The organism is Mycobacterium sp. (genome assembly GCF_049278535.1).
Lineage (GTDB): Bacteria > Actinomycetota > Actinomycetes > Mycobacteriales > Mycobacteriaceae > Mycobacterium.
Genome location: NZ_JBAPMI010000164.1, coordinates 1 through 25,250 on the forward strand (window position 1 = coordinate 1; position 25,250 = coordinate 25,250).

Consider the following 25,250-nt stretch of genomic DNA (forward strand, 5'->3'; position numbering starts at 1 on the left):
TCCCAATATTCCGCAGTGCTGGCTCAACCTCCAACGCAGGATGGGCCGAGGAGCCGCGGGCGGATCTGTGCAGCGGAACCAGAGAGAGCGTTGCGGAACATTTCCGGCCCGGTCGGTACTTTCGATCACCATGAGTGAAATTCGCCCCTGGTAGTTATGGCCGGCGACATCCGTGGCACAATGGTCGAGTGACCGTTGCCCACCACACCCAGAACCGCATCGCGTTGGTGGCGCGTCGTCACGTTGATTTCAAGCGTGTTTGCAGCTGTTGCTGTCTGGCTTGATGTCGTAGACCCGCCCACCTGAGTTCCAGCTGGCTCCCGGATCTGCGCCGCCGGGGCAGCCACCGGTGATTTGCGCGGTCCAAGCCGGCTCCTCCACTTAAGGAGATTGCCGCAATGACGTCCCCCCGCCCCGCCAAGAGTCGCAGCGAAGGCCAGTGGGCGCTCGGAGAGCGTGAGCCGCTCAACCCCAACGAGCAGTTCAAGCAGGACGACGATGCCCTCAACGTGCGCGGTCGAATCCTCAACCACTACTCCAAAGCCGGTTTCGACAGCATCGACAAGAACGACCTGCGCGGGCGGATGCGGTGGGCCGGGCTTTACACGCAGCGCGAGCAGGGCTACGACGGCAGCTTCACCGGCGACGAGAACATCGACCTGCTCGAGGCTAAGTACTTCATGATGCGGGTGCGCTGCGACGGCGGGGTGATATCCACCGAAGCGTTGCGCACCCTTGGGCAGATCTCCGTGGAGTTCGCCCGCGACACCGCCGACATCTCCGACCGGGAAAACGTGCAGTACCACTGGATCCGGATCGAGGATGTGCCACAGATCTGGGAGCGGCTGGAAGCAGTGGGGCTACAGACGACCGAGGCGTGCGGCGACTGCCCCCGTGTGGTGCTGGGCTCCCCACTGGCCGGACTGTCCGTCGACGAGGTGCTGGATCCGACGCCGGCCATCGAAGAGATCGTCCGTCGTTACATCGGCAACCCGGAGTTCTCCAACCTGCCGCGCAAATACAAGACTGCGATCTCGGGTCTGCAGGACGTCGCGCATGAGATCAACGACGTCGCGTTCATCGGCGTCAACCACCCCGAGCACGGTCCGGGGCTGGATCTGTGGGTCGGCGGCGGCTTGTCTACCAATCCGATGCTGGCACAACGGGTTGGCGCGTGGGTGCCGCTGGACGAGGTCCCCGAGGTCTGGGAGGCCGTCACGTCGCTGTTCCGTGACTACGGTTACCGCCGACTGCGGGCCAAGGCCCGGATGAAGTTCCTCGTCAAAGACTGGGGCATCGAGAAATTCCGGGAGGTGCTCGAAACCGAATACCTGCAACGCAAACTCATCGACGGTCCGGCGCCTGAGCCGCTCACCCGCCCGATCGACCACGTCGGGGTGCAGCGATTGAAGAACGGGCTGAACGCCATCGGGGTCGCGCCGATCGCCGGTCGGGTATCCGGCACGATCTTGTCCGCGGTTGCCGAACTGGCCGAGCGCGCCGGATCGGATCGGATCAGCTTCACGCCGTACCAGAAGCTGATCATTCTCGACGTTCCCGACGACAAGCTCGATGAGCTGATAGCTGGCCTGGACGTACTCGGGCTGCCGTCGCAGCCGTCGCACTGGCGTCGAAACCTGATGGCCTGCACGGGAATCGAATACTGCAAGCTGTCGTTTGCCGAAACCCGGGTGCGTTCGCAGTCGCTGGTGCCCGAGCTGGAACGCCGGCTGGAAGACCTCAACACGCAGCTAAATGTGCCGGTCACCGTCAACATCAACGGCTGCCCCAACTCCTGCGCCCGCATCCAGATCGCCGATATCGGTTTCAAGGGGCAGATGGTCGACGACGGCGATGGGAATTCGGTTGAAGGATTCCAGGTTCACCTAGGGGGCAGCCTGGGACTCGACAGTGGCTTCGGGCGAAAACTCCGACAGCACAAGGTCACCAGCGACGAGCTCGGCGACTACATCGACCGGGTGGTGCGCAACTTCGTCAAGCAACGCAATGCAGACGAACGGTTCGCGAGTTGGGCGCTACGTGCCGACGAGGCGGACCTGCGATGAGCAAGGAGGTGGACGGCTTGACCGAGGCGGAATTACGAGAGCTGGCCGAGAAAGGCGCCGCGGAGTTGGAGGGCGCTAACGCCACCGACATGCTGCGCTGGACGGACGAGAACTTCGGCGGTGTCGGCGGACCCCGGTCCACCGCTACCTGCAACTACGTGGTGGCTTCCAACATGCAGGACGCTGTGCTCGTCGATCTGGCTGCCAAGGTCCGCCCTGGTGTGCCAGTGCTGTTCTTGGACACTGGATATCACTTCGTGGAGACCATTGGTACCCGCGACGCGGTCGAGGCCGTGTACGACGTACGGGTGCTCAACGTCGCGCCCGAGCACACCGTCGCGCAACAGGACGACCTGTTAGGCAAAGATCTGTTCGCCCGCAAGCCCAGCGAATGCTGCCGCATGCGCAAGGTCGCTCCGCTGTCCAAGGCGTTGCGCGGCTACTCCGCGTGGGTGACCGGTCTGCGGCGGGTCGAAGCCCCGACTCGCGCCAACGCGCCGCTGGTCAGCTTTGACGAAGCGTTTGGGCTGGTGAAGATCAACCCACTGGCAACATGGTCCGACGACGAGATGCAGAGCTATATTGACGAGCACGACGTTCTGGTCAATCCGCTTGTCTACGACGGTTATCCGTCAATCGGCTGCGCGCCGTGCACGGCCAAACCCGTCGAGGGTGCCGACCCGCGCAGCGGGCGCTGGCAGGGGCTGTCGAAAACCGAGTGCGGGTTGCACGCGTCGTGACAACCCTCGTGCTGACCGCTCATGGCAGCGCAGATCCGCGGTCCGCGACCAACGCGCGGGCGGTGGCCAACCAGATTCGCTTCATGCGGCCGGGCCTCCATGTGCGGGTGGCGTTCTGCGACCTGAATACGCCGCGCCTGGACGAGGTCCTGCGGCCGGACGCGGTGGTCACTCCGTTCCTGCTGGCCGACGCCTACCACGCCCGCATCGACATTCCTCGCCAGATTGCCGGCTGCGGTGCCGCCGTGCGACAGGCCGACGTGCTGGGAGAGGATGCCCGGCTGGTGGCCGTGCTGCACGAGCGGCTGGCCGAGTTGGGCATCACGACGCAGGACCCGAAGTTGGGCGTGCTGGTCGTAGCGATCGGCTCGACCCACCCCACGGCTAATGCCCGCACCGCCCGAGTCGCGGACAAGCTCATTGCGGACACCCAGTGGGCCTGTGCGACAACCGCATTCGCCACCGGGTCCGGGCCGTCACTGGCCGAAGCCGCTAATCGGCTGCGCCGTCGCGGCGCCCGCCACATCGCGATTGCACCGTGGTTTCTGGCGCACGGCCGGCTGACCGATCGAGTCGCGACATTCGCTGCGGCCGAGGGAATTCCGATGGCAGCTCCGCTTGGCGCACACCGACTGGTGGCCGAGACAGTGCTGGATCGCTTTGCGGCGGCGGTGGCCGAGCGCGTCGCGGCCTGACCGCGCCGCGCAGTGGGCTTCGTTGAAGGAGCCCCACTGGAGGGCTACGGTGGCCTTCACTATGAATTCGCCGACCACCCCGGATCCCGGAGAAACCGATGCTGGCCAGCCGGTCAGCAGGTGGGCGATCGCGGCGTTCCTGCTCGGCCTGGTGAGCCTCGCGCCGCTGAGCGTTATTGCCGGCATCATCGCGCTGGTCAAAGTCAGGGACGGGCGCAAGTCCGGTCGCGGGCTGGCGATCGCCGGGATTGTGATATCCGTACTGTGGACCGCGGTTTGGGCCTACAGCGCCTGGCCCAAGAACCAGCTGATCACCGGCACACTGCAATCCGCGCCGACGATGCGGGTCGGCCAGTGCTTCGACGACACCATCAATTCGCCTGCGAGCTGCGACAAACCACATTCCAGTGAGGTCTTCGCGATCCTGGCGCTAGCGCGCTTCCCAGACAGCGATGCCGAACAGAAGCAGATCGAGAAACGGTGCAAAGCGGAATTGCCGAAGTATTCATCGTCCGCCGGTCGCGACACGAAGATTCACGTCGACGCGTGGCCGCCGGGCACTGAGTCGCGATATATGGACAGCCACGCGGCGGGATGCGTCGCGCACTTCGATTCCGACCGGATCGGGTCGATCAAAGGCTGACCGGACTTAGTGTGACCTCGCCGAGGTTTCGGTCGCGGACGTATCGACTCCAGAGTTATTGTGCGCCAGTCCTTCTTCTGGAATGGGCGGCACCCGGGTGGCGCGCACGTACACGGTGTCCCCTTCCTTGAGGCCTAATGCTTGCGCATCGCCGCGGGTGATCTGAGCGGTGAACGGCCCGCCGGTGGCGGCATTGGTCAATTCCACCCGCACCTCGAAGCCCAGCATTACCACGCGGTCGATTGTGGCCCGGACCACGCCGGTCGCCTGGGTGGTGTCGTCGTCGCCGGCGATCTTCATGTCCGGACTGCGGCCGACCCGGATGTCATGCGGTCGAACCAGAGTGCCGTTCAGTGACGAGACCGCGCCCAGAAACGACATCACAAAGGCGTTGGCCGGAGTGTCGTAGACCGCGCTCGGCGACCCCACTTGTTCGATGCGCCCGTTGTTGAGCACGGCTATCCGGTCGGCGACGTCGAGAGCCTCGGCCTGGTCGTGGGTGACCAGCACCGTGGTGACATGTACGTCGTCGTGCAGCCGGCGCAGCCACGAACGTAGGTCGTCGCGGACCTTGGCGTCCAGCGCACCGAACGGCTCGTCGAGCAGCAGCACCTGGGGATCGACGGCCAACGCGCGGGCCAGTGCCATGCGTTGACGTTGACCACCGGAAAGCTGGCTGGGATAACGGGTTTGGAACCCGCTGAGCCCCACCACCTCGAGCAGGTTGTCCACCTTCTCAGCGATCTCGGCTTTGGGCCGCCGGCGGATCTTCAGCCCGAACGCGACGTTGTCCCGGATGGTCAGATGCTTGAACGCCGCGTAATGCTGGAACACGAAGCCGATATCGCGACGCTGTGGCGGCACCCGGGTGACGTCGCGGCCGTTGATGGTGATGGTCCCGGTATCGGGCTGATCGAGTCCGGCGATAGCGCGTAACAGAGTCGACTTGCCCGAACCGCTGGGCCCCAGCAGCGCCGTCAACGACCCGGTAGGCACTTCGAAATCGACATTGTCCAATGCGGCGAAGTCGCCATAGTGTTTGTTGGCGCCCCGCACCACGATCGCGTTAGTCATTAGCGCAACGCCTCCCTGTCACGGCTGCTTTGTGGCCCGCTTGAGGCGAGCATCGAGAATCACCTGAACGATCAGAACGAGCACCGACACCACCATCAGCAAAGTCGAAATGGCGTAGGCGCCATATTCGGCACCTCGGTTGTAGCGGTCGGACACCAAGAGTGTCAGCGTCTGCGACTGGCCCGGGAGGTTCGACGACACCATGATCACCGCGCCGTATTCACCGAGCGTGCGGGCGACGGTCAGCACGATGCCGTAGGTCAGACCCCAACGGATCGACGGAAGTGTGATGCGCCAAAAGGTCTGCCACCAACTGGATCCCAGTGTTGAGGCCGCCTGTTCCTGATCGGTGCCCACTTCATGCAGAACCGGCTCGACCTCGCGCACCACAAACGGCAGCGTGGCGAAGACGCTGGCGAGCACGATGCCGGGCAGGCCGAAGATGATCTTGAACCCGAAGTCCCGTTCGACGAACCCCAGCAGCCCGGCAGATCCCCACAACACAATCAACGCCACACCCACCACGACCGGCGAGACTGCGAACGGCAGATCGATGATCGCCTGGAGCACACCCTTGCCGCGGAACCGGTTGCGGGCCAGCACCAGCGCCGTCGGGATGCCGAAGATGACATTGAGCGGCACCACGATCGACACCACCAACACCGACAGGTTCAGCGCCGAGATCGCCGCCGGCGTACTGACCCACGCGACGAACTGGCCGAAACCGGGCTCGAAGGTCCGCCACAGGATCAAGCCAACCGGGACTACCAGCAGCACCAACACATAAGCGAGGGCAGCGAACCGAATCAGATAGCGCACCGGAAGTGATGGAGTCATGCCGACAACTCCTCACGCTTGGCCGCGCGCGAGCCCACGGTGCGCAAGACGAAGAGCACCACGAACGAGATAGCAAGCAACACAATGGATATTGCCGCTGCACCGGTACGGTCGTCATTCTCGATCAGCGTCCGGATCCACTGCGACGACACCTCGGTTTTGCCCGGCACCGCCCCACCGATCAACACCACCGACCCGAATTCACCGATGGCCCGAGCAAACGTCAGCCCGGCGCCGGTCAGCAGGACCGGAGTCAGCGCCGGCAGCACGACAGTGGTGAAAATCGTCGCGTTGTTCGCCCCCAGTGACGCCGCCGCCTCCTCGGTCTCACGGTCGACCTCGAGCAGCACCGGTTGCACGGCCCGCACGACGAAGGGCAGCGTGACGAAAGCCAACGCCACGCCTACACCCCATCCGGTGTGTTGCAGGTGCAGGCCGACTGGACTGTGATTCCCGTAGAGCGCCAACATCACCAGGCTGGCCACGATCGTGGGCAACGCGAACGGCAGATCGATGATCGCGTCGACGAGCCGCTTGCCCGGAAACTTGTCGCGGACCAGGACCCAGGCGATCAGCAGCCCGAAGAACATGTTCAGGACGGTGACACCGGCGGAGATTGTCAGCGTCACCCGGAACGACTCGACTGCAGCATTCGAGGTGATCGCGAGCCGGAACGCGTCCCAGCCGCCGCCGACGGATTGCCAGGCGATGGCGGCCAATGGCAGCAGCACGATGACGGACAACCACAGAACGGCGACACCGACTCGCAGTGATGTGCCGTCACCGCGTGACCTGTTGCGGCCCTGGCTGTTAGGACCGTGAGTGGGTCCGGTTACCCCGGTTGGTGTGGTGATCGTCATCCGGTGGCCTGCGTGTAAACCTTGGTGATGCTGCCAGATTTCTTATCGAACAGCTGCGGATCCACAGTGGACCAGCCACCCAGGTCAGCGATCGTCCACAGCTTGGCCGGCACCGGGAACTTGTCGCGGAACTCGGCGACCACCGCGGGATCGACCGGACGGAATCCGGCAGCCGCCCAAACTTTCTGGGCCGCCGCGGTGTACTGGAAGTTTTTGAATGCGACAGCGGCATTCAAGTGCGGGCTGCTGGTCACCACCGCCACCGGGTTCTCAATTTTGATCGTCTGCGACGGGTTGGTGTGGATGATCGGCTTGCCCTGGCGCTCCGTGGCGATCGCCTCGTTCTCGTAACTGATGAGAACGTCACCACTGCCCTGAACGAAGACGTCGGTGGCCTCGCGACCCGACCCGGGACGCAGCTTGACGTGCTGGCCGACCAGTTTGCGGATGAAGTCGAGGCCCTTTTGCGGGTCGCGGCCGCCAGCACTCTTGACCACGTAGGGCGCGAGTAGATTCCACTTCGCCGAGCCCGAACTCAGCGGGCTGGGCGTGATGACTTCCACGCCAGGCCGCAGCAAGTCGTCCCAGTCCTTGATGTTCTTCGGGTTCCCGGGACGGACCACCAGGGTCACCACCGATCCGAAGGGGATGCCTTTGGTGGCGTCTTTGTCCCAGTCCTTCGAAACTTTGCCGGCCTTGACCAGCCGGGCGACATCGGGCTCGACGGAGAAGTTGACGACGTCGGCGGGCTTGCCGTCGACGACACCGCGTGACTGGTCGCCCGAGGCGCCGTACGAGGCGATCACCTGGACGTCCTTGCCATCCTGCGAGGCATTGAACGCCGGAATTACCTTGCTCCAGCCGGGTTCGGGCACCGAGTAGGCGACCAACGTGATGCTGGTGTGCGCGTTGCCGGACCCGCCGCCACCGACGACATCGCTGGCACCGCCGTGACACGCCGTGACCATCCCCGCGGCGAGGGTCAGCGCGACAGCGTGCCGCCACCCCGCGGCATTTCGGATGTCGTCGAACAATGGTCGACCTTTCGAATGGGCTTGACGACTGACAAATCCCGTCGCGAAGGAAACCCGAATTTCAGCGCGCCGGGCGAAAGATCAGCGACAACAGTGCACGTCAGCAACGGCGCAATCGCCCACGGCAATCAGCGCCAAGACATGGCACTCGGTGCTGCCGGATGCTGCAAGCATGGCGGCAGCCTAACAGAATCCGCCGTATTCGCAGCCGAAGCTGATTGAGGTCAGCGCGTCAGCAACCAAGCGACGATCACCAGCACCACCAATGCGACCAGCACCAGGGTGACCCGGGATCGCGGCATACCCGCATTTCGACTCATCCGGGCTCTTCGTCGTTATGACGCACGCGCCGCATCACCTGGATGCCGCGGCCCAACGTCGCATCCAGCGCGACCGCGATGAGATAGGCCAACAGCAGAACGACCGGCATCACCACGATGGTCTGCAGGACGAACCCCAGCCCGGACAGCCACAACTCGACGCCGTCCCACCAGCTGAGGAATCCATTCACCGGGCTCACCCTACGTGAGTCAGCTCAGATCGCTGACCCTGTCCATCATCGCGCGGGCGATGTCGGTGGCACTGGTGTCCGGATCGCCCGTTCCCGGATCGGATGGCCGACGATCGCCGAAGAAGACGACCTCGACTTCGACGAGGCAGTTCAACCGGACACCGACGGCCCGCGCCTGCGGAGTGGGCTGTAGCGCCGGCATGTTGGGCAGCGTCGCGGTTGCGGTATTCGTCGCTGCGACAACGGAATCGGCGACGCGGACGTCGCCGATCACCGTGGTGGTACTTATCGGGCCGGTTTGTTCGGTCGTCGTCGCTCCCTTGCATTGCTGCCACTGCGGGGGGAACTTCGCGAACAACGCCTGGGCTTGCTCGGCGGACGGCAGGGCGACGACGCCCTGCATCACGCTGATCACCTGGGCTGGATCGCCGTTGTTCCACCACGACTCCGACGCGACGGTCTGGATATCGGCGGAGCTATAGACGCTCTTCTGCAACATCGCTGTCACGCCCAGGCAGTCGGCCGACTCCGCCGGGGCGTCGCGCTGGTCAAGCTTGTCGGCGCCGCCGAACTGCGCGGGCTGGCGGGCGACAAACGGCTGGCCGAGCATCCGCGACAGCGCGACGTCGTTGAGCATCACTCGCTTGACGGTCTGGCCGGACAACGGTCGCGGCTTCAGGTTCGGCGCCGGCTTCGCCGTGCCGTCGACAACCGGACCACAGCCCACTGCGAATGCCGCGACCAACACGCACACCGTAGTCAGCCCGACCGTCCGCATGGCTACTTCTTGTTGCCTTTGTCCCCAGTGGCGTCCGTGGACAGCGCGGCAACGAACGCTTCCTGCGGCACGTCGACCCGGCCGATGGTCTTCATCCGCTTCTTGCCTTCCTTCTGCTTCTCGAGCAGCTTGCGTTTGCGGGTGATGTCACCGCCGTAGCATTTCGAAAGCACATCTTTGCGGATCGCGCGAATGTTCTCTCGCGCAATGATTTTGGACCCGATCGCCGCCTGCACCGGCACCTCGAATTGCTGACGCGGAATGAGCTCCTTGAGCCTAGCGGTCATTTTGTTGCCGTAGGCGGCCGCTCCGTCCTTGTGCACGATGGCGCTGAACGCGTCGACGGCCTCACCCTGCAGCAGGATGTCGACCTTGACCAGCGATGCTTCCTGCTCGCCGGCCTCTTCGTAATCGAGGCTGGCATAGCCGCGAGTGCGCGATTTCAGCGAGTCGAAGAAGTCGAAGATGATTTCGCCCAGCGGCATGGTGTACCGCAGCTCAACCCGTTCGGGCGACAGGTAATCCATGCCGCCCAGCTCGCCGCGACGGGATTGGCAGAGTTCCATGATCGTTCCGATGAATTCGCTCGGTGCGATGACCGTCGTCTTCACCACCGGCTCGTAGACGGTGCGGACCTTGCCCTCGGGCCAGTCCGACGGATTGGTGACGATGACTTCGGAGTTGTCCTCTTTCTCCACCCGGTACACGACGTTCGGCGACGTCGAGATCAGGTCGAGGTCGAATTCGCGTTCCAGTCGCTCGCGGGTGATCTCCATGTGCAGTAGCCCGAGGAACCCGCATCGGTATCCGAAGCCCAGCGCCACCGACGTCTCCGGTTCGTAGGTCAGTGCGGCGTCGTTCAGTTGCAGCTTGTCCAGGGCATCGCGCAGGTTCGGGTAGTCGGAGCCGTCCACGGGATACAGCCCCGAATAGACCATCGGCTTCGGTTCGCGGTACCCGGTCAACGCCTGCTTGGCGCCGTGGCGTGCGGTGGTCACGGTGTCGCCGACCTTCGACTGGCGAACATCCTTCACACCGGTGATGAGGTAGCCGACCTCGCCGACGCCGAGCCCGTCCGACGCCTTCGGGTCGGGCGAGACGATGCCGACCTCGAGTAGTTCGTGCGTTGCGCCGGTGGACATCATCGCGATGCGTTCGCGCGGAACGATTTTGCCGTCCACCACCCGCACGTAAGTCACCACGCCGCGGTAGATGTCGTAAACGGAGTCAAAAATCATTGCGCGCGTGGGTGCTTCCGGGTCGCCGGTGGGCGCGGGCACCTCACGCACGACATGGTCGAGCAGGTCGGCGACACCCTCCCCGGTCTTGCCCGATACGCGCAGGACGTCGGTCGGCTCGCAGCCGATGATGTGCGCGATCTCCGCGGCGTACCGCTCCGGGTCGGCGGCGGGCAGGTCGATCTTGTTGAGCACCGGAATGATGTGCAGGTCGCGGTCGAGCGCCAGGTACAGGTTGGCCAGCGTCTGGGCCTCGATGCCCTGGGCGGCGTCGACCAGCAGCACCGCACCCTCGCACGCCTCCAGCGCGCGCGACACCTCGTAGGTGAAGTCGACGTGGCCGGGCGTGTCGATCAGGTGCAGGACGTGGTCGACACCCTCGACCTGCCAGGGCAGCCGCACGTTCTGCGCCTTGATGGTGATGCCGCGCTCGCGCTCGATGTCCATCCGGTCGAGGTACTGCGCGCGCATCGACCGCTCATCGACGACGCCGGTGAGCTGCAGCATGCGGTCGGCCAGCGTGGACTTGCCGTGGTCGATGTGGGCGATGATGCAGAAGTTCCGAATCTGCGCCGGCGCGGTGAACGTCTTGTCGGCGAGGCTGCTGATGGGAATCTCCTGGTGAAGCCGGGGTTAGGCGCTACCAGGGTATCCAGGGACAGGCGCTGCAGCACAATCGCGGAACCGTTCGGCCAAAACGAAACCCCCGGGTGGTCCTCCGGGGCTCGTTGCGGAGCAGAAACTATTCAGCCAGCGATTCGAGGTCAGAAGTAACCGGACAAGGCAATCCGAGGAATTTTGCTAAGGATTTTTCAGATTTCTTGCGAACGTATGCGGGCGTCCAACCTGCATTCACCACGTCACGTCCTACCCAGGGCAAACGCACAGTGAGAGGCCGCCGGGACAGCTCACCTATGCTGCGAACATGGCGTCACAGTGGAGGACATTGCAGCGCCTGGCGGAAAATCTCGTGTTCAACGAAGCACCGAAGTTGATCCGGCAGCTGCAGCAGTCACCGACCGTCCAGCGCGGCATCAAACTCGGTCTGGATGTGCTCGCAGGCAACGCTGCCGAAACGCCGGCCGAGATCACCACCGGCCGCCCAGTGACCAGGAACAGTGCACCTACCGCGCATCGTGCCCGCAGGATCGTCTACTCACCCGACCTTGACGGTCGCGCCGACCCCGGCGAGGTGGTGTGGACGTGGGTGACCTATGAGGAAGACCCGACCCGCGGTAAGGACCGCCCGGTGCTGGTTGTCGGCCGTGACCACACCACGCTGCTTGGATTGATGATGTCCAGCCAGGAAAGACACGCCGCAGACCGGGACTGGGTGGGGATCGGCAGCGGCAGTTGGGATTACGACGGCCGACCCAGTTGGGTGCGACTGGACCGGGTGCTCGACGTCCCCGAGGCGAGCATTCGCCGGGAGGGTGCGATTCTGGAGCGCACCGTCTTCGAAGTCGTGGCCGGGCGGCTACGCCGCGACTACTCCTGGAGCTGAATCAGCCCTGGGTGATGTAGGACTGCAGCTGCTCGTGCTCGCTTTCCAGCTCCTGCATACGTGTCTTCACGACGTCGCCGATGCTGACGATGCCGATGAGTTTTCCGTCTTCCAGCACGGGCACGTGCCGTACGCGGTTCTCGGTCATCAGCATCGTGAGGCTGTCCACGGTGTCCGACTTACTACACGTCGAGACCACCGAGGTCATGATCTTCTCGACCGGTAGGGAGAGCACCGACGCTCCGTGGGCGTGCAGCTGACGCACGACATCACGCTCGGAAACGATGCCCATCACCCCGTCGGGACCGGCCACGACCATCGCGCCGATGTTGTGACTGGCGAGCCCGTCGAGCAACTCAGTGACCGACGCGTCGGGGTTGATCGTCACCACCGCGCCGCCTTTGCCGCGCAACACATCTGCAATCCGCATTTAGCCTCCCGCCGAGTGTGATCAGGTTCACAACCAGGCTACGGCGAGATGGACCGGGATGTCAGCAGCTGAGCGAAATCGAACGAATACCCAGGTCAGATTTGGCTGTGACCGAGCCGTGCACCCGCGACGATCAGCCAGACCAGCGCCGCAACCCGGGCCACCGGCAAGATCGGCCCCAGCAACGGCCAGACCAGCACCAGCGTCGCCAATTCGCACAGCGCAGCGATCGCCACCCCGGCCCGCGTCAGCGCCCGCGGCAGCTGCCCTCCGGCGGCCATGCCCGCGATCAGAACGCCCAGCGCCACGACGTGCGCGATGCCGCCAACCAGGAAGGTCAGTAAATACAGCGCCCGAACCAGCGTGGTGTCGCCGGTGATCTCCGGTCGCGACAACGTCCAGCCCAGCAACCCCGTCAGGCCCAAACTGCCGGCCGCCAGGATCCCGCCCGTCAACGCCATCGCCGGACTTGCGCCGGTGACGCCGAGCGAGCGCAGCCGGGCACTGGCGGTCGCAGCGTAAACCGCCAGCAGCACTGATGATCCGAATACCGCCACCGCGATGATGTGCACCGCGAGCGGTTGAGTCCGCACGTACTGCGCAACCGGACCGACCGGCCCGTACGGCAGTGGCATCAGGCCGCCGAGCGCGACGCCGATCGCCAAGCCACTAAAGAGCAACCCGATGCACATCGCGGCGAGCAGCGTGAGCGACGGACTGTTGTGTCGCCGCGAATCACCCATGCCGAAACGATAAGGCGGGAACGCTATGCCAATCGGGTGATTTCGACGACGACGTCAAGGTCGGTGGCACCCTGTCCGCGGTAGATCCCCTTCAGCGGAGATACGTCCGAATAGTCCCGGCCGACGCCGACACTGATGTACTGTTCGTTGATTTCGCTGTCGTTCGTAGGGTCGAGATCCCACCAACTTCCGGTCCATGCCTGAATCCAGGCGTGGCTCTGGCCGTCGACGGTCTCCCCGATCACCGCGTCGGCGTCGGGATGACGATAGCCGGACACGTAGCGTGCGGGAATTCCCATGCTGCGCAACACCATCAGCGACAGGTGGACGAAGTCCTGGCAGACGCCTTTGCCCTCGCGCAACGCGTCCAGGCCTGACGAATGCACGCTGGTGCTGCCCTTGACGTACTTCAGTTCGCTGCGCACCCATGCCGCCGCCGCGAGAACGGCATCGGCGGGCTCGTGCTCCTTGGCGATCCGCTTCCCCACGGCCGCAATACGTTTGGTCGCCGGTGTGTGATCGGTGGGGCGAAGCACCTCGTCGTACCGGTCGATGACTGTCTCGTTCTGCAGATCAGACCAGGTGAGCTCTTCAGTTGGGGAATCGGGACGCTCGGTCTCCACGACCGACGCAGAAGTCACAGTGAGCTCGGTATGTGGCGCGTGCAAGTCGAACGCCGTCACCGCGGTGCCCCAATAGTCGACATATCGGTACGACCTGGTCGCCGGGACGGTTTCGACGCGGTTGAGGACGACGTTCTGCCGGGAATCCGATCTTGGCGTTAGCCGGGCTTCGTTGAAGGAGGCCGTCGCCGGCGACGGGTAAGCGTAGCCGGTGGCGTGCAAAACACGGCTGCGCCACATCAGTTCTTCCCCTGCTTGGTCGGCAACGGGTCGCGGCGGCCGGCGTCAGACCAGGCAACCCACGGTGCGGCGTGAAAGTACTGTACCGCCAACGCTTCTCCCACGTCAGAACACGACTTCTGTAAGCCCGCCAGCCGCATCTCCAATGATTCGAGCAGCACTCCCGGCCGCACGAATTCGAGTTCGCTTCGGGCCCGGCCCAGCAGCCGCTGCGCCTCGGAAATGGCACCCACGCGGCTGTGCGGACTGTGCAACAGCTCGTCGAGATTATGCTCGGCCATCTTCAGCGAGTAGAAGATCGACCGCGGGAACAGGCGGTCGAGCAGGATGAACTCGACGACCCGATTGGCATCCAACACACCGCGATAGGTCCGAAGATAGGTGTCGTGGGCACCCGCGGAGCGCAGCACGGTCACCCACGCCGGAGACACCGCACTGTCACCCACTCGCGACAGCAACATTCGCACCGTCATATCCACCCGCTCGATCGCACGGCCCAGCATCATGAACCGGTAACCGTCGTCGCGTGACAGCGTCGAATCGGCAAGGCCGGCGAACATTGCGGCGCGACCCTCGATGAACGAGAGAAACTCGTGCGGGCCAAGACGTTTGGCGGCCCGCTCACGTTCACCCAGCGCGTTGAAGGTGGTGTTGAGGCATTCCCAGGTCTCGGTGGACGTCACCTCTCGGGCAGACCTCGCGTTCTCCCGCGCAGCAGTGATGGCGTCGACGATAGAGGAGCCGCCGCCGGTGTTTTTGCGGCGAAACGCCACCAAGTCGGTCAAGGACCAGACGTCCAGCTCGGTGTCGGGCTCGTCAATGTCCAAGACCTGCAACAGCACTCGCGATGTGTGGTCGGGGTCGACGCTGGAATCCTCCAGCAGTTGGTGCACCGTGACATCGAGGATGCGCGCTGTGTCGTCGGCCCGCTCGACGTAGCGACCGATCCAGTACAGCGCTTCGGCGTTGCGGGCGAGCATCAGCGGATCACCGCCTGCTGTTGTTGCTGCTGCTGACTCGGCTGTGGTTCCTGGGCCGGTTGCGACTTCGACTGTTTCTGCTGCTGCTGTTGCTTTTGTTGGGGCGGCTTTTCGCCATCCGTTTCTCCGCTGGTCGTGGCCGCCTTCGGCAGCGCCTTCACCACCTCGGCTGCACCGAGCTCCCGATCGGCCGCAGAGGTGCGCGACGCCAGCACCCAGGTGTCCTTCGATCCGCCGCCCTGGCTGGAGTTGACCACGCGCGATCCCTCGACCAGCGCCACCCGGGTCAGGCCGCCGGGCAACACCCATACGTCGTCGCCGTCGTTGACCGCGAACGGTCGCAGATCGACGTAGCGGGGCGTGAGCGTGTCGCCGATCTGTGTCGGGACGGTCGACAGCTGCATCATCGGCTGAGCGATCCAGCCTCTCGGGTCGTCGCGGATGCTTTTGCTGATCGCGTTGAGCTCCTTGTTGGACGCTTCCGGACCGAAGACGATGCCGTAGCCACCCGAGCCCTCGACGGGCTTGATCACCAGCTCGTCGACCCGGTCCAGCACCTCTTCGCGCTCGTCGTCCAGCCAGCAGCGGAAGGTGTCCACGTTGGCCAGCAGCGGCTTCTGCCCGAGGTAGTACTCGATGATGGTCGGTACGTAGGTGTAGACGAGTTTGTCGTCGCCCACTCCATTGCCGACGGCGCTGGAGATCACCACGTTGCCCGCTCGGGCCGCGTTGAGCAGGCCGGCCACGCCGAGCACCGAATCGGGACGGAACTGCATCGGGTCCAAGTAGACGTCGTCGATGCGCCGGTAGATGACGTCGACCTGGACTTCGCCTTCGGTGGTGCGCATGTAGACCTGGTTGTCCCGGCAGAACAGGTCGCGGCCTTCGACCAGCTCGACACCCATCTGACGGGCCAGCAGCGAATGCTCGAAGTACGCCGAGTTATAGACGCCCGGGGTCAGAACCACCACGGTCGGGTCAGCCTCGTTGGTGGCCGCGGATTTACGCAGCGCCCGCAGTAGATGGGCTGCGTAGTCGTCGACGGCGCGCACCCGGTGGCTGGCGAATAGGTTCGGAAAGACCCGCGCCATCGTGCGCCGGTTCTCCATGACGTACGAGACCCCGGACGGTGAGCGCAGGTTGTCCTCGAGGACCCGCCAGGTGCCTTTCTCGTCGCGGATCATGTCGATGCCGGCGACGTGGATGCGCACGCCGTTGGGCGGCATGATGCCGACGGCCTGGCGGTGGAAGTGCTCGCAGGAGGTAATCAGCCGTCGCGGGATGACGCCGTCACGCAGGATCTCCTGGTCTCCGTAGATGTCGTCGAGGTACGCCTCGAGAGCCTTGACGCGTTGGGTGATGCCGCGCTCCAATCGCGTCCAGTCGCCGGCAGAGATGACCCGCGGAACCTGGTCCAGCGGAAACGGCCGCTCCTGGCCGGACAGCGAGAACGTGATGCCCTGGTCGACGAACGCCCGGCTGAGCGCCTCGGCACGGTCGTCAAGGTCGTCGGCATCCGATGGCGCTAACTCCCGATAAATGCCTTTATAAGGTCCACGGACGTTCCCCTGTGCGTCGAACATCTCGTCGAACGCTTCGGTGTAGCTACCACCGGCAGAGTTATAGCCGTCGAAGATCGGCTCGTAGAGCGGCGGCGACTGCGGCTTGCTGCGCTGTTGCCGTTTGATTTCTCCAGGCACGGTTCGAAGGGCCACTGTGCCATGCTGCATCAGATCTTCTTGCTCTGCAGGTCCGGGGGCTTCACTTTGGGGGAAAGCATCAGGGACTGATACCCTAGGCAGTCGCCGCTTAAGCGTTAGAAGCGCTACAGCAAACGTGACACCCCAAGCCTCTGAAGATTTACGAAGGAAACACGCGTGGCCAACATCAAGTCGCAGCAGAAGCGCAACCGCACCAACGAGCGCAACCGACTGCGCAACAAGTCGGTGAAGTCGGCGCTTCGCACGGCTGTGCGCGCATTCCGTGAGGCCGCCGAGGCAGGCGAAAAGGACAAGGCAGCCGAACTGCTGGTCTCGACAAGCCGCAAGCTGGACAAGGCAGCCAGCAAAGGTGTGATCCACAAGAACCAGGCGGCCAACAAGAAGTCGGCGCTGGCCCACGCCCTGCACAAGCTCTGATCCAGAAGCTAGTCCGCGACCAGCTCCGCAACCTTTCGTACGGCCGCTTCCAGCGCATAGTCCGCGTCGGCGGCTGCGCCCTTCACGTCGGCGTTCAGTGCCGCCACCAGTCGCATCGCGGTGGCCACCGAGCCGCGCGACCACCGTCGAGCCTGCTTCTGCGCCTTTTGCACCCGCCACGGCGGCATACCCAGCTCGGCAGCCAACCGGTAGGGATCGCCGGACAGCGACCCGACCCGCCCGATGCTGTGGATGGCCTCGGCGAGCGCGTCGGCCAGCACCACATGCGGCTCGCCGCGCAACATCGCCCAGCGCAGCGCCTCGACGGCGCCCTCGACATCGCCCACCACGGCCTTGTCGGCGATATCGAACCCTTTCACCTCGGCTTTGCCGCTGTGGTACCGCCGCACCGCGGCGACGTCGACGTGGCCGCCGGTATCGGCGACCAATTGTGAACAGGCCGAAGCGAGTTCGCGTACGTCGGAACCGACCGCATCGAGGAGCGCCGACAGGGTGGCGTCGTCGACCTTGACCTTCAGTGCGCGAAATTCCTTGCGGACGAAATCCAAGCGTTCACCTGCTTTGGTGATCCGTGCGCACGGATGCACGTGGGCACCCAGCGCGCGAATCTGATTCGCCAAGGCTTTGGCGCGGCCACCACCCGAATGCGCGATCACCAATTCGGTGCCGGGCGGAACATCCGCGGCGGCCTTGGCGATCAATTCGGCGGCTTCCTTGCCGGCTTCTCCGGCGGATTCCAATACGACGACGCGCTCGTCCGCGAACAGTGACGGGCTGAGCAGTTCGGCCAGTTCGTAGACGCCGACGTCGCCTGCCCGCACCCGGTTCACCGGCACATCGTCGGTGCCCGCGCGCTTGCGTGCCGCGCGCAGAACGTCCGCGACGGCGCGCTCGACCAGCAGCTCCTCGTCCCCCAGGACGAGGTGCAATGCCGAATCCTGCTGGCTCACCGTTTGATCGTGTCACGTCCGGCCGACAGCACCGCCGGCCCCTGCCAGCAGCCCCGACACCGACCAGGCGATCAGTGCGCAACCCGCTATGGCCAGGCCCGCCCGAAACCACCTGGACCGCCACAGCAACACCGTCAGCAGTCCCGCCGCGCCCACGACAAGCACGCCGGCAATCCCGGACGGCACCGGGACGCTCGCCGCGGGGATGCTTGCGGCCCAGTGCGCGATTCGCAGCAGCCACCACAGTTCGGGGCCGGTGAACCGCATCAGCAGTTGCGCACCGGCCGGCCAGAACAGGCACAGCGCGGCGGCCGCGGTGCCGAGCACAGTGATCGGCGCAACCAACGCCGCGACCGCCAGATTGGCCGCCGCGGACACCAGGCTCAGCCGGCCGGAGATGCCGGCGATCAGCGGCGCCGTGACCAGCTGCGCGGCACACGCGACGCAGACGGCGTCGGCCAACGGCTTGGGCCAACCCGCCGAAACCAGGCGTCGCGACCAGATCGGCGCGACGACCACCAACGCGGCCGTCGCCACCACCGACAAAGCCAGGCCCACATCGACCGCCAACTGCGGTGCGACAACCATCAGCAGCAGAACGGTGGCCCCCAGAGCCGGAATCGCTTGCCGACGGCGCGACGACAGCACACCCACCAAGGCGATCGCGCCCATCACTGCCGCGCGCAACACACTGGCAGTGGGTTGCACCACGATGACGAACAGCACCAAGGCAATGCCGGCCAGCCCCACGGCGGCTCGCGGGCCGAGCAGCCGTGACGAAAACAGCACCGCCCCACACACGATCGTCACGTTGGCACCGGACACCGCGGTCAGGTGCGTCAGCCCGGCAGTGCGGAACTCTTGACCGGTCACCGGGGTGACCGTCGACATGTCGCCGAGAACCAACGCCGGCAGCATCGCTGCCTGATCCGCGGGCAGCACCTGCCGAGCCGTGTCCGCGAACCCGGTGCGGACCGCGTAGGCGGCCCGCTGCACCGGACCGGCGCCACCCAGTGTCGGCGCACCGATCGCGGTGATCACAGCCACTGACAGGTCGTGACGCCTTGGCGGGGCGATTCTGGCGCGAAAGCACATCGGCCGGCCGACCATGACGCCCGCGAAGTCGTGCGCCGGCGCGAAAACGACTGCGCGGCCCGAGGTCTCGTCGTCCCCCAGCCGGCGCAGCGCGGCACGGAACAACAGCCGGCCGTGCCCCACCGACGCGGCACTTTCGGTGGGGGTGACGGCGACCTCCACGGTGGTGCCAAACGTGGCGACGATGCGGTGGTGAGCGACCGCGTTGGCGCGCAATGCGATCGCGAACCCGAAGCCCGCACCGACAACGCCGGCGGCGGCCAACCCGATGCCGATCGCCCGCATCCTCGTCCGATGGGCTCCGGCGCGCCACACCAGCACACCCGACACACCGCCTGCCGCACATAGAGTTCCGACAATGTTTCCGATCGGCCACAAGATTCCCGCGGCCGTCACCACCCAACTGGTCACCGCCGCCGGCACCAGACGCGCATCCAGCCGCGCTGTCGTCGGGTCGGCGAGAGATGATTGCGCCACCGGCCTTAGACACGGACCAGCGGGCGCAGCTTCTCCAGCCGCCCGGGGCCGATGCCGTCCACCTCCGCCAACTGGTCAACGCTGCTGAACTTTCCGTTGGCATCCCGCCAGGCCACGATCGCAGCGGCGGTCACCGGCCCAACGCCGGGCAGGACGTCCAACTGCTGCACCGTGGCGGTGTTGAGGTTGATCACCGGAGCCGGGACGCCCTTGGTCCGTCGGGACGAGGACGTGGAGGGCCTGGGAGCCGCCGAATCGGGGCTCACCGAACTGCCCAAGACGGGGGGCTGGCCCTTGACCGGCGCGATGCCTACCACGATCTGCTCACCGTCGTCGACCTGGCGGGCCATGTTGAGCCCGATCGTGTCGGCGCCGTCGGTTGTTCCCCCGGCCGCCTTCAGCGCGTCCGCGATCCGCGCGCCGGCCGTCAAGGTGACCAGGCCCGGCGTGTGCACCAGGCCCACCACACTCACCACCACCGGTTGGTTGGGCCGGGCTGACGAGCCCGGGCTCGCGCCGCGGCTCGCCGTGGACGCCATGTCGACCGGCGGTAGCTTCGCCGACACCACCGGAGCGGGCTGCTCGCGCATCAGCGTGAAAATGGTGACCAGCACGGCGATCGCCGCGATCGCGGCCAGGGCAACAGCACCCGCGCGGCCCGGGTCCGCGCGCACCCTGGCCAACCAGCCGTCATGGGACGCCGAGCCGTCCGGCAGCCAACGCGGTAACAGGGAATTCGGGTCGGTATCGGCATCGCTGCCGTCGGCATCGCGGTCCGATCGCGCGACCGCGTCGGGCTGAGCGCCCAGTCGCCGGTGCAATCGTTCCGCGGGCAGTTCTGTTCGCATGCGCCGACGGTAGGGGCGCCGACCGTCGCGGCGACGCCATCGCGCGGCTGACAAGCACTGCCTGTGGACGGACCCACAGCTGTGCGCAAACGGCTAGCGCCGAGCCGCCTGACTGGTTGGTTGGGCAGACGGATAACGTGCATCACAGGACCGTCAGATCCAGCAGAGGAGACTGCCATGCAACTGGCGCTCACGAAGGACGAAGCCGCCTTCCGCGACGAGCTGCGCACCTTCTACACGACGAAGATTCCAGCCGAGATCCGCGAACGGACCCGCTCAGGCGAGGGGCTCGACCGCGACGACATCGCGACCAGCCACAAGATCCTCAACGAGCACGGTCTGGCGGTACCCAGCTGGCCGGTCGAATGGGGCGGTAAGGACTGGACGCCGGCTCAGCACCAGATCTGGCTGGACGAGATGCAACTGGCATGTGTGCCGGAGCCACTGAACTTCAACGCCAAGATGGTCTGCCCGGTGATCGCCGAGTTCGGTTCGCCGGAGATCAAGCAACGCTTCCTGCCACCGACGGCCAGCCTGGACATCTGGTGGTGCCAGGGGTTCTCCGAGCCGGAGGCCGGCTCGGATTTGGCGTCGCTACGCACCACCGCATTGCGCGACGGCGACAGCTACGTCGTCAACGGGCAGAAGACGTGGACGACGCTGGGCCAGTACGCGGACTGGATTTTCTGCCTCGTGCGCACCGACCCGCAAGCACCCAAAAAGCAGGCCGGCATCTCGTTCCTGCTCATCGATTTGGACACCCCCGGCATCACGATGCGCCCGATCAAGTTGATCGACGGCAGCGTCGAGGTCAACGAAGTGTTCTTTGAAGATGTCCGGGTGCCCGCCGATCAGCTTGTGGGAGAAGAGAATCAGGGCTGGAGCTACGCTAAGTTCCTGCTGGGTAACGAGCGGACCGGTATCGCTCAGGTCGGCCGCACCAAGATTCGTCTCGCCGATGTCAAGAAGCGCGCCGCCGAGTCCGGCCTGCTCGACGACCCGCTGTTCGCCGCCCGAGTCGCCGAAGCCGAAAACGGTTTGCTGGCACTAGAACTCACTCAGATGCGAGTCGCATCCGGGTCGAAGGGCGGCAAGCCCAACCCCGCGTCGTCGGTGCTCAAGTTGCGCGGCAGCCAGTTACAACAGATCGCCACCGAATTGCTGGTCGAGGTCGCCGGCCCGGACTCGTTACCGTTCGAAGCCGGCGACGATATCTCGTCACCGCAGTGGGCTCAAGGCAGCGCGCCGCATTACCTGAACTACCGCAAGACATCGATATACGGCGGTAGCAACGAAGTGCAGCGCACCATCATCGCGTCGACAATTCTTGGCTTGTAAGACCGAAAACAAGGAAGAGACATGGACTTTCAGTTGAGCGACGAGCAGGTCCTGCTGCGCGACACCACCCGTGATCTACTGTCCCGCAGCTACGACGCCGAGAGCCGTATCAAAGTCATCGCCTCCGACCTTGGTTGGAGCAAAGAGGTGTGGACGCAGCTGGCCGAGATCGGCATTCTCGGGCTCGGATTCGACCCCGATGAGGCCGGGCAGATCGAAGTGATGACGGTGCTGACCGAAGTCGGGCGTCGACTGGCGCCCGAACCGGTCGTGCACGCGGCACTGGGGCCCGGCGCGATCATCGCCGAGGTGGGCAACGACGCGCAGAAGGAACTGCTCGACGAAGTCGCCGAGGGTCAGCGGCTACTGGCCTTTGCGCACCTCGAGCCCGGTGCACGGGCGGCCTCCACCGAGAATGTCGCGACAACCGCTGTGCAACAGGGTGGTTCGTGGGTGCTAAGCGGACGGAAAAACCCGGTGCTCGCCGGCGACTCCGCCGACACCCTGATTGTCAGCGCCAAACTGCCCGACGGCGGAATCGGCTTGTTCCTAGTCGATGGCGATGCCGTAATTCGCCACACGTACCGCACATTCGACGGCCAGCGTGGCGCCCAGATCGACCTGGACAACGCGGCAGGCGAACCTCTCGGCGACGCGGTGGACGCGTCAGCGGCCATCCGCAACGGCGTGGTGCGCATCCAGTCAGCGCTGTGCGCGGAGGCGGTCGGAGCCATGGAAGAAGCGCTGCGGCTGACGACCGATTACCTCAAGCAACGCAAGCAGTTCGGGGTCACCCTGAACACCTTCCAGACGCTGACCCAGCGCGCGGCCGACATGTACGTCTCGCTGGAATTGGCCCGCAGCATGAGTCTCTACGCCGGCCTGTCGGTCGCGGACGGCAATTTCGATCCGGTGATCGCGGCGCGCGCCAAGCTGCAGATCGGCCGGTCCGGCCGCCACATCAGCCAGGAGGCCATCCAGTTGCACGGCGGCATCGGAATGACCAATGAATACCCGGTCGGCCACTACGCGGCGCGGCTGACCGCGATCGACCACACGTTGGGCTCATCGCAAGACCAGCTGCACGTATTGATCGATCAGGTCGACGACTACGAAGTCGTCACGCTCTAACACCCGAAATGGCTGAACTCTCCGCCGAAGTCATCCAGTTCCTCTCCGAAGGCACTCGTACCGGGATGCTGGGGTTCCTGGCCTCCGATGGTCGGCCGCTCGTTGCCCCGGTGTGGTTCGTCGTCGACAACGGTCAGCTGGTCTTCAACACCGACGGTGATTCGGCGAAAGGCCGTGCGCTGGCCAGGGATTCACGGGTCGTCATTTGTGTCGACGATCCACATCCGCCGTTCTCGTTCGTGCAGGTTCAGGGTATCGCCAGCGCCGAGGAGAATGCGCCGGACCTGCTCGATGTCGCCACCCGGATCGGTGGGCGCTACATGGGCGCCGATCACGCCGAGGAGTTCGGCCGGCGTAACGGCGTCTCGGGCGAGTTGGTGGTGCGGGTCCAGCCGACGAAAGTCAACGCGACGTTCCGCGTCGCCGGCTGAACCCACCTCACATCAGCTCACTCGGTGGCAGCGGACTCGCTTTCCGCTACCTCAGCCGGTTGCGGCGGTCCAGCCGATTCCGCATCGACCGATGCTGACGCCTCTTGCGCCGCAACGGCTTCGGCCTCACCCGGCTCCGATGCGGCGGGCGCCGCGTCGGACGGCGCTTCACCATCGGCATCGGGAAGCTGAGCCGCGAGGTACTCGGCAAGTCCCCCGATCGTCGGATAGTCGAACACCGCTGTCGCGTTGATCGTGAACGCGCCGCCGAACTGGCTGTGCAGCCGGTTGCGAAGTTCGACCGCCATCAGCGAATCCGTACCCAGGTCGATGAACCGACTGGTTGCGGCCGGCGGTTGTGCAAGCCGCAGGAAGTGCTGCACCTCTCGCTGGAGGAACTCGGTCACGAAGCTGGCGCGCTGTGCCAGCGGAGTCTCCTGCAGTTGACGGAGCAACTCACTGTCACCGGTCACCTCGCCGAGCTCACTCGGCAGCACGAGGTCGAGAATCGGTGGACGAGAACCGCCGAGCACCTTGGCCGCACGCTGCCAGTTGGCCTTGAGCACCGTGGCCTGCGCAGTTCCGTTGGCGACAACTTCCGCGAGCGCGCTGAGCGCGGCCGAGGGATCCAGCGGAATGAGGCCCTGCGCACTGATATTGGCGACCGCGGCATCCGAAGAGGCCATACCCCCCTTGCCCCAGGGACCGAAGTTGACACCAGTTGCCGGCAGCCCTTGCGCCTGTCGATCCGCGACCAAACCGTCGAGGAGCGCATTGGCAGTCGAGTAGTTGGCCTGACCGGGCGAACCGAGCAAGCTGGACACCGACGACGACACGATGAAGAAGTCGAGCTGGTCCTTCCTCGTCAGCTCGTCCAGGTAGGACGCACCGAACGCCTTGGGCGCCAACGTGGTCCGGAACCGGTCCATGTCCTGGTTCGACAGCAACGCGTCATCGAGCACACCTGCCAGGTGCGCCACTCCCGCAAGTGGAGGCAACTCCGCCCGGATCCGTTCCAGCAGCTTCTCCACTTCCGACTCCTCGCCGACATCGGCGGCGAACGTGTGAATGCGGCACTTGTAGCGCTCGATGATGTCCTCGATAACCCGTTGCGCATCCGCATCGGGGGCGCGCCGACTGGTCAACACGATGTCACCGGCGCCGAGCTGGGCCAGATACGCCGCCGTGTGCAGACCGATCGCACCGAGACCACCGGTGATCAGATAGCTGCGATCACCGCGGGGCGCAAGCGGAGTCGGCATCTGGCAGACGATCTTGCCGATGTGCCGCGCCTGCTGCATGCGGCGGAACGCCGTCCTGGCCTCCGCCAGCGGGTAGATCTCAGCGGGCAGCGGCGTCCACTCCCCCTTGGCCAACCCTTCCGACACCTCGCTGAGCAAGGCGCGAATGCGTTCGGGTTCGGTGAACATCACCGTGTCCAACGCGACGATCTCGTAGGCGATGTCGGGTCGGGCCTCGGCCATCTGCTCGGGCGTCCAGATGTCGCGCTTGGCGATCTCAGCGAAGCGGCCGTTCTTGGCGGTCGCCCGCACGGTCGCTTCGACGAACCCTTCGCTGGTCAGGCTGTTGAGCACCACATCGACGCCGGCACCGTCGGTGTCCGCGAGGATCTGATCGGCGAAATCGGTTGTGCGAGAGTCATACACATGCTTCACGCCGAGCTTGCGCAGCGTTGCCCGCTTGAAGGTGCTCGCCGTTGCGTATACCGCTGCACCATGTTGTTGCGCCATCTGGATGGCGGCCAATCCGACACCACCACTGGCGGCGTGGATGAGCACCTTGTCGCCGGGATTCAGCTTGGCCC

General features: G+C 65.1%; 27 protein-coding genes. 10 read left to right on the forward strand and 17 right to left on the reverse strand.

Features of this window, described 5'->3' with window-relative positions; translation table 11 throughout:
- Window positions 1-227: 227 nt before the first annotated feature.
- From WAO18_RS10850 to WAO18_RS10870, 5 genes are all read left to right on the forward strand, one after another.
- Window positions 228-284 (forward strand): hypothetical protein, encoded by a 57-nt coding sequence (locus tag WAO18_RS10850; protein WP_422206308.1) that lies wholly within the window; start codon window positions 228-230, stop codon window positions 282-284.
- Between the two features lie 114 nt (window positions 285-398).
- Complete coding sequence (locus WAO18_RS10855) at window positions 399-2,066, forward strand: nitrite/sulfite reductase (RefSeq protein ID WP_422206286.1); 1,668 nt, start codon at window positions 399-401, stop codon at window positions 2,064-2,066.
- Window positions 2,063-2,806, forward strand: a complete 744-nt coding sequence (locus WAO18_RS10860; RefSeq protein ID WP_422206287.1) for a phosphoadenylyl-sulfate reductase — start codon at window positions 2,063-2,065, stop codon at window positions 2,804-2,806. Before WAO18_RS10855 ends, WAO18_RS10860 begins: the two co-directional genes overlap by 4 nt.
- Window positions 2,761-3,501 carry a sirohydrochlorin chelatase gene (locus WAO18_RS10865; RefSeq protein ID WP_422206309.1) on the forward strand — a complete coding sequence of 247 codons (741 nt, stop codon included), beginning with the start codon at window positions 2,761-2,763 and terminating at the stop codon, window positions 3,499-3,501. The genes WAO18_RS10860 and WAO18_RS10865 overlap by 46 nt, the downstream gene beginning before the upstream one ends.
- A 61-nt stretch (window positions 3,502-3,562) precedes the next feature.
- The gene (locus tag WAO18_RS10870; RefSeq protein ID WP_422206288.1) at window positions 3,563-4,144 is read left to right on the forward strand and encodes a DUF4190 domain-containing protein; all 582 of its coding nucleotides are present in this window, start codon (window positions 3,563-3,565) and stop codon (window positions 4,142-4,144) included.
- A 6-nt stretch (window positions 4,145-4,150) separates the two neighbouring features.
- On the opposite strand, the gene WAO18_RS10875 is transcribed toward WAO18_RS10870, so the two are convergent.
- From WAO18_RS10875 to lepA, 8 genes are all read right to left on the reverse strand, one after another.
- The gene (locus tag WAO18_RS10875) at window positions 4,151-5,218 is read right to left on the reverse strand and encodes a sulfate/molybdate ABC transporter ATP-binding protein (RefSeq protein WP_422206289.1); all 1,068 of its coding nucleotides are present in this window, start codon (window positions 5,216-5,218) and stop codon (window positions 4,151-4,153) included.
- A gap of 18 nt (window positions 5,219-5,236) precedes the next feature.
- A complete protein-coding gene (cysW, locus tag WAO18_RS10880) occupies window positions 5,237-6,055 on the reverse strand; it encodes a sulfate ABC transporter permease subunit CysW (RefSeq protein WP_422206290.1) in 819 nt (272 codons plus the stop codon).
- The gene (gene cysT / locus WAO18_RS10885; protein WP_422206291.1) at window positions 6,052-6,915 is read right to left on the reverse strand and encodes a sulfate ABC transporter permease subunit CysT; all 864 of its coding nucleotides are present in this window, start codon (window positions 6,913-6,915) and stop codon (window positions 6,052-6,054) included. Before cysT ends, cysW begins: the two co-directional genes overlap by 4 nt.
- On the reverse strand, window positions 6,912-7,883 hold the full coding sequence (locus tag WAO18_RS10890; protein ID WP_422206310.1) for a sulfate ABC transporter substrate-binding protein: 972 nt from the start codon (window positions 7,881-7,883) through the stop codon (window positions 6,912-6,914). Before WAO18_RS10890 ends, cysT begins: the two co-directional genes overlap by 4 nt.
- Window positions 7,884-8,030: 147 nt before the next feature.
- A complete protein-coding gene (locus WAO18_RS10895) occupies window positions 8,031-8,123 on the reverse strand; it encodes an Ms4533A family Cys-rich leader peptide (protein ID WP_422206292.1) in 93 nt (30 codons plus the stop codon).
- 142 nt (window positions 8,124-8,265) lie between these two features.
- The gene (locus tag WAO18_RS10900; RefSeq protein ID WP_422206293.1) at window positions 8,266-8,469 is read right to left on the reverse strand and encodes a hypothetical protein; all 204 of its coding nucleotides are present in this window, start codon (window positions 8,467-8,469) and stop codon (window positions 8,266-8,268) included.
- A 10-nt stretch (window positions 8,470-8,479) separates the two neighbouring features.
- Window positions 8,480-9,238, reverse strand: coding sequence for a sensor domain-containing protein (locus tag WAO18_RS10905; RefSeq protein ID WP_422206294.1), 759 nt, complete (start codon window positions 9,236-9,238; stop codon window positions 8,480-8,482).
- Window positions 9,239-9,240: 2 nt separating this feature from the next.
- The gene (gene lepA, locus WAO18_RS10910) at window positions 9,241-11,091 is read right to left on the reverse strand and encodes a translation elongation factor 4 (protein WP_422206311.1); all 1,851 of its coding nucleotides are present in this window, start codon (window positions 11,089-11,091) and stop codon (window positions 9,241-9,243) included.
- A gap of 310 nt (window positions 11,092-11,401) precedes the next feature.
- Here lepA and WAO18_RS10915 point away from each other — a divergent pair, with 310 nt between their 5' ends.
- Entirely contained in the window at window positions 11,402-11,980 is a 579-nt protein-coding gene (locus WAO18_RS10915) for a type II toxin-antitoxin system PemK/MazF family toxin (RefSeq protein ID WP_422206295.1), read from the forward strand.
- A gap of 1 nt (window position 11,981) precedes the next feature.
- On the opposite strand, the gene WAO18_RS10920 is transcribed toward WAO18_RS10915, so the two are convergent.
- From WAO18_RS10920 to WAO18_RS10940, 5 genes are all read right to left on the reverse strand, one after another.
- The gene (locus WAO18_RS10920) at window positions 11,982-12,410 is read right to left on the reverse strand and encodes a CBS domain-containing protein (RefSeq protein WP_422206296.1); all 429 of its coding nucleotides are present in this window, start codon (window positions 12,408-12,410) and stop codon (window positions 11,982-11,984) included.
- A 95-nt stretch (window positions 12,411-12,505) separates the two neighbouring features.
- Window positions 12,506-13,153 carry a hypothetical protein gene (locus WAO18_RS10925; RefSeq protein WP_422206297.1) on the reverse strand — a complete coding sequence of 216 codons (648 nt, stop codon included), beginning with the start codon at window positions 13,151-13,153 and terminating at the stop codon, window positions 12,506-12,508.
- Between the two features lie 23 nt (window positions 13,154-13,176).
- A complete protein-coding gene (locus WAO18_RS10930; RefSeq protein WP_422206298.1) occupies window positions 13,177-14,016 on the reverse strand; it encodes a transglutaminase family protein in 840 nt (279 codons plus the stop codon).
- Window positions 14,016-14,996: an alpha-E domain-containing protein gene (locus tag WAO18_RS10935; RefSeq protein ID WP_422206299.1), complete on the reverse strand. Its 981-nt coding sequence runs from the start codon at window positions 14,994-14,996 to the stop codon at window positions 14,016-14,018. The genes WAO18_RS10930 and WAO18_RS10935 overlap by 1 nt, the downstream gene beginning before the upstream one ends.
- Window positions 14,996-16,579, reverse strand: a complete 1,584-nt coding sequence (locus WAO18_RS10940; protein WP_422206312.1) for a circularly permuted type 2 ATP-grasp protein — start codon at window positions 16,577-16,579, stop codon at window positions 14,996-14,998. The genes WAO18_RS10935 and WAO18_RS10940 overlap by 1 nt, the downstream gene beginning before the upstream one ends.
- A 294-nt stretch (window positions 16,580-16,873) precedes the next feature.
- Between WAO18_RS10940 and rpsT the strand changes: the two genes are divergently transcribed.
- Window positions 16,874-17,134 (forward strand): 30S ribosomal protein S20, encoded by a 261-nt coding sequence (rpsT, locus tag WAO18_RS10945; RefSeq protein WP_422206300.1) that lies wholly within the window; start codon window positions 16,874-16,876, stop codon window positions 17,132-17,134.
- 8 nt (window positions 17,135-17,142) lie between these two features.
- Here rpsT and holA read toward each other — a convergent pair whose 3' ends face one another.
- Genes holA through WAO18_RS10960 form a run of 3 tightly spaced genes read right to left on the reverse strand, consistent with a single transcriptional unit; the run spans window position 17,143 to window position 20,525 of the window.
- Window positions 17,143-18,105 carry a DNA polymerase III subunit delta gene (holA, locus tag WAO18_RS10950; protein ID WP_422206301.1) on the reverse strand — a complete coding sequence of 321 codons (963 nt, stop codon included), beginning with the start codon at window positions 18,103-18,105 and terminating at the stop codon, window positions 17,143-17,145.
- A 12-nt stretch (window positions 18,106-18,117) separates the two neighbouring features.
- Window positions 18,118-19,677: a ComEC/Rec2 family competence protein gene (locus WAO18_RS10955; RefSeq protein WP_422206302.1), complete on the reverse strand. Its 1,560-nt coding sequence runs from the start codon at window positions 19,675-19,677 to the stop codon at window positions 18,118-18,120.
- A gap of 5 nt (window positions 19,678-19,682) precedes the next feature.
- Window positions 19,683-20,525 (reverse strand): helix-hairpin-helix domain-containing protein, encoded by an 843-nt coding sequence (locus tag WAO18_RS10960; protein ID WP_422206303.1) that lies wholly within the window; start codon window positions 20,523-20,525, stop codon window positions 19,683-19,685.
- A 177-nt stretch (window positions 20,526-20,702) separates the two neighbouring features.
- Between WAO18_RS10960 and WAO18_RS10965 the strand changes: the two genes are divergently transcribed.
- Genes WAO18_RS10965 through WAO18_RS10975 form a run of 3 tightly spaced genes read left to right on the forward strand, consistent with a single transcriptional unit; the run spans window position 20,703 to window position 23,425 of the window.
- Window positions 20,703-21,863 carry an acyl-CoA dehydrogenase family protein gene (locus tag WAO18_RS10965; RefSeq protein ID WP_422206304.1) on the forward strand — a complete coding sequence of 387 codons (1,161 nt, stop codon included), beginning with the start codon at window positions 20,703-20,705 and terminating at the stop codon, window positions 21,861-21,863.
- Between the two features lie 21 nt (window positions 21,864-21,884).
- Window positions 21,885-22,994: an acyl-CoA dehydrogenase family protein gene (locus WAO18_RS10970; protein WP_422206305.1), complete on the forward strand. Its 1,110-nt coding sequence runs from the start codon at window positions 21,885-21,887 to the stop codon at window positions 22,992-22,994.
- A gap of 8 nt (window positions 22,995-23,002) precedes the next feature.
- Window positions 23,003-23,425, forward strand: a complete 423-nt coding sequence (locus WAO18_RS10975; protein WP_422206306.1) for a PPOX class F420-dependent oxidoreductase — start codon at window positions 23,003-23,005, stop codon at window positions 23,423-23,425.
- Between the two features lie 17 nt (window positions 23,426-23,442).
- Here WAO18_RS10975 and WAO18_RS10980 read toward each other — a convergent pair.
- Window positions 23,443-25,250: type I polyketide synthase (locus WAO18_RS10980; protein ID WP_422206307.1), on the reverse strand; the 1,808-nt coding region annotated here is incomplete at its 5' end.

Bases quoted from the DNA above. Each gene is read 5' to 3' on its own strand.
- WAO18_RS10915 (WP_422206295.1), top strand. From the start codon at position 11,402: ATGGCGTCACAGTGGAGGACATTGCAGCGCCTGGCGGAAAATCTCGTG.
- WAO18_RS10975 (WP_422206306.1), top strand. From the start codon at position 23,003: ATGGCTGAACTCTCCGCCGAAGTCATCCAGTTCCTCTCCGAAGGCACT.
- WAO18_RS10920 (WP_422206296.1), bottom strand. From the start codon at position 12,410: ATGCGGATTGCAGATGTGTTGCGCGGCAAAGGCGGCGCGGTGGTGACG.
- WAO18_RS10890 (WP_422206310.1), bottom strand. From the start codon at position 7,883: ATGGTCACGGCGTGTCACGGCGGTGCCAGCGATGTCGTCGGTGGCGGC.
- WAO18_RS10905 (WP_422206294.1), bottom strand. From the start codon at position 9,238: ATGCGGACGGTCGGGCTGACTACGGTGTGCGTGTTGGTCGCGGCATTC.
- WAO18_RS10935 (WP_422206299.1), bottom strand. From the start codon at position 14,996: ATGCTCGCCCGCAACGCCGAAGCGCTGTACTGGATCGGTCGCTACGTC.
- WAO18_RS10960 (WP_422206303.1), bottom strand. From the start codon at position 20,525: ATGCGAACAGAACTGCCCGCGGAACGATTGCACCGGCGACTGGGCGCT.
- WAO18_RS10870 (WP_422206288.1), top strand. From the start codon at position 3,563: ATGAATTCGCCGACCACCCCGGATCCCGGAGAAACCGATGCTGGCCAG.
- WAO18_RS10970 (WP_422206305.1), top strand. From the start codon at position 21,885: ATGGACTTTCAGTTGAGCGACGAGCAGGTCCTGCTGCGCGACACCACC.
- cysT (WP_422206291.1), bottom strand. From the start codon at position 6,915: ATGACGATCACCACACCAACCGGGGTAACCGGACCCACTCACGGTCCT.
- WAO18_RS10930 (WP_422206298.1), bottom strand. From the start codon at position 14,016: ATGTGGCGCAGCCGTGTTTTGCACGCCACCGGCTACGCTTACCCGTCG.
- cysW (WP_422206290.1), bottom strand. From the start codon at position 6,055: ATGACTCCATCACTTCCGGTGCGCTATCTGATTCGGTTCGCTGCCCTC.
- WAO18_RS10875 (WP_422206289.1), bottom strand. From the start codon at position 5,218: ATGACTAACGCGATCGTGGTGCGGGGCGCCAACAAACACTATGGCGAC.
- WAO18_RS10895 (WP_422206292.1), bottom strand. From the start codon at position 8,123: ATGCTTGCAGCATCCGGCAGCACCGAGTGCCATGTCTTGGCGCTGATT.
- WAO18_RS10965 (WP_422206304.1), top strand. From the start codon at position 20,703: ATGCAACTGGCGCTCACGAAGGACGAAGCCGCCTTCCGCGACGAGCTG.
- WAO18_RS10860 (WP_422206287.1), top strand. From the start codon at position 2,063: ATGAGCAAGGAGGTGGACGGCTTGACCGAGGCGGAATTACGAGAGCTG.
- WAO18_RS10940 (WP_422206312.1), bottom strand. From the start codon at position 16,579: ATGTTCGACGCACAGGGGAACGTCCGTGGACCTTATAAAGGCATTTAT.
- WAO18_RS10925 (WP_422206297.1), bottom strand. From the start codon at position 13,153: ATGGGTGATTCGCGGCGACACAACAGTCCGTCGCTCACGCTGCTCGCC.
- WAO18_RS10855 (WP_422206286.1), top strand. From the start codon at position 399: ATGACGTCCCCCCGCCCCGCCAAGAGTCGCAGCGAAGGCCAGTGGGCG.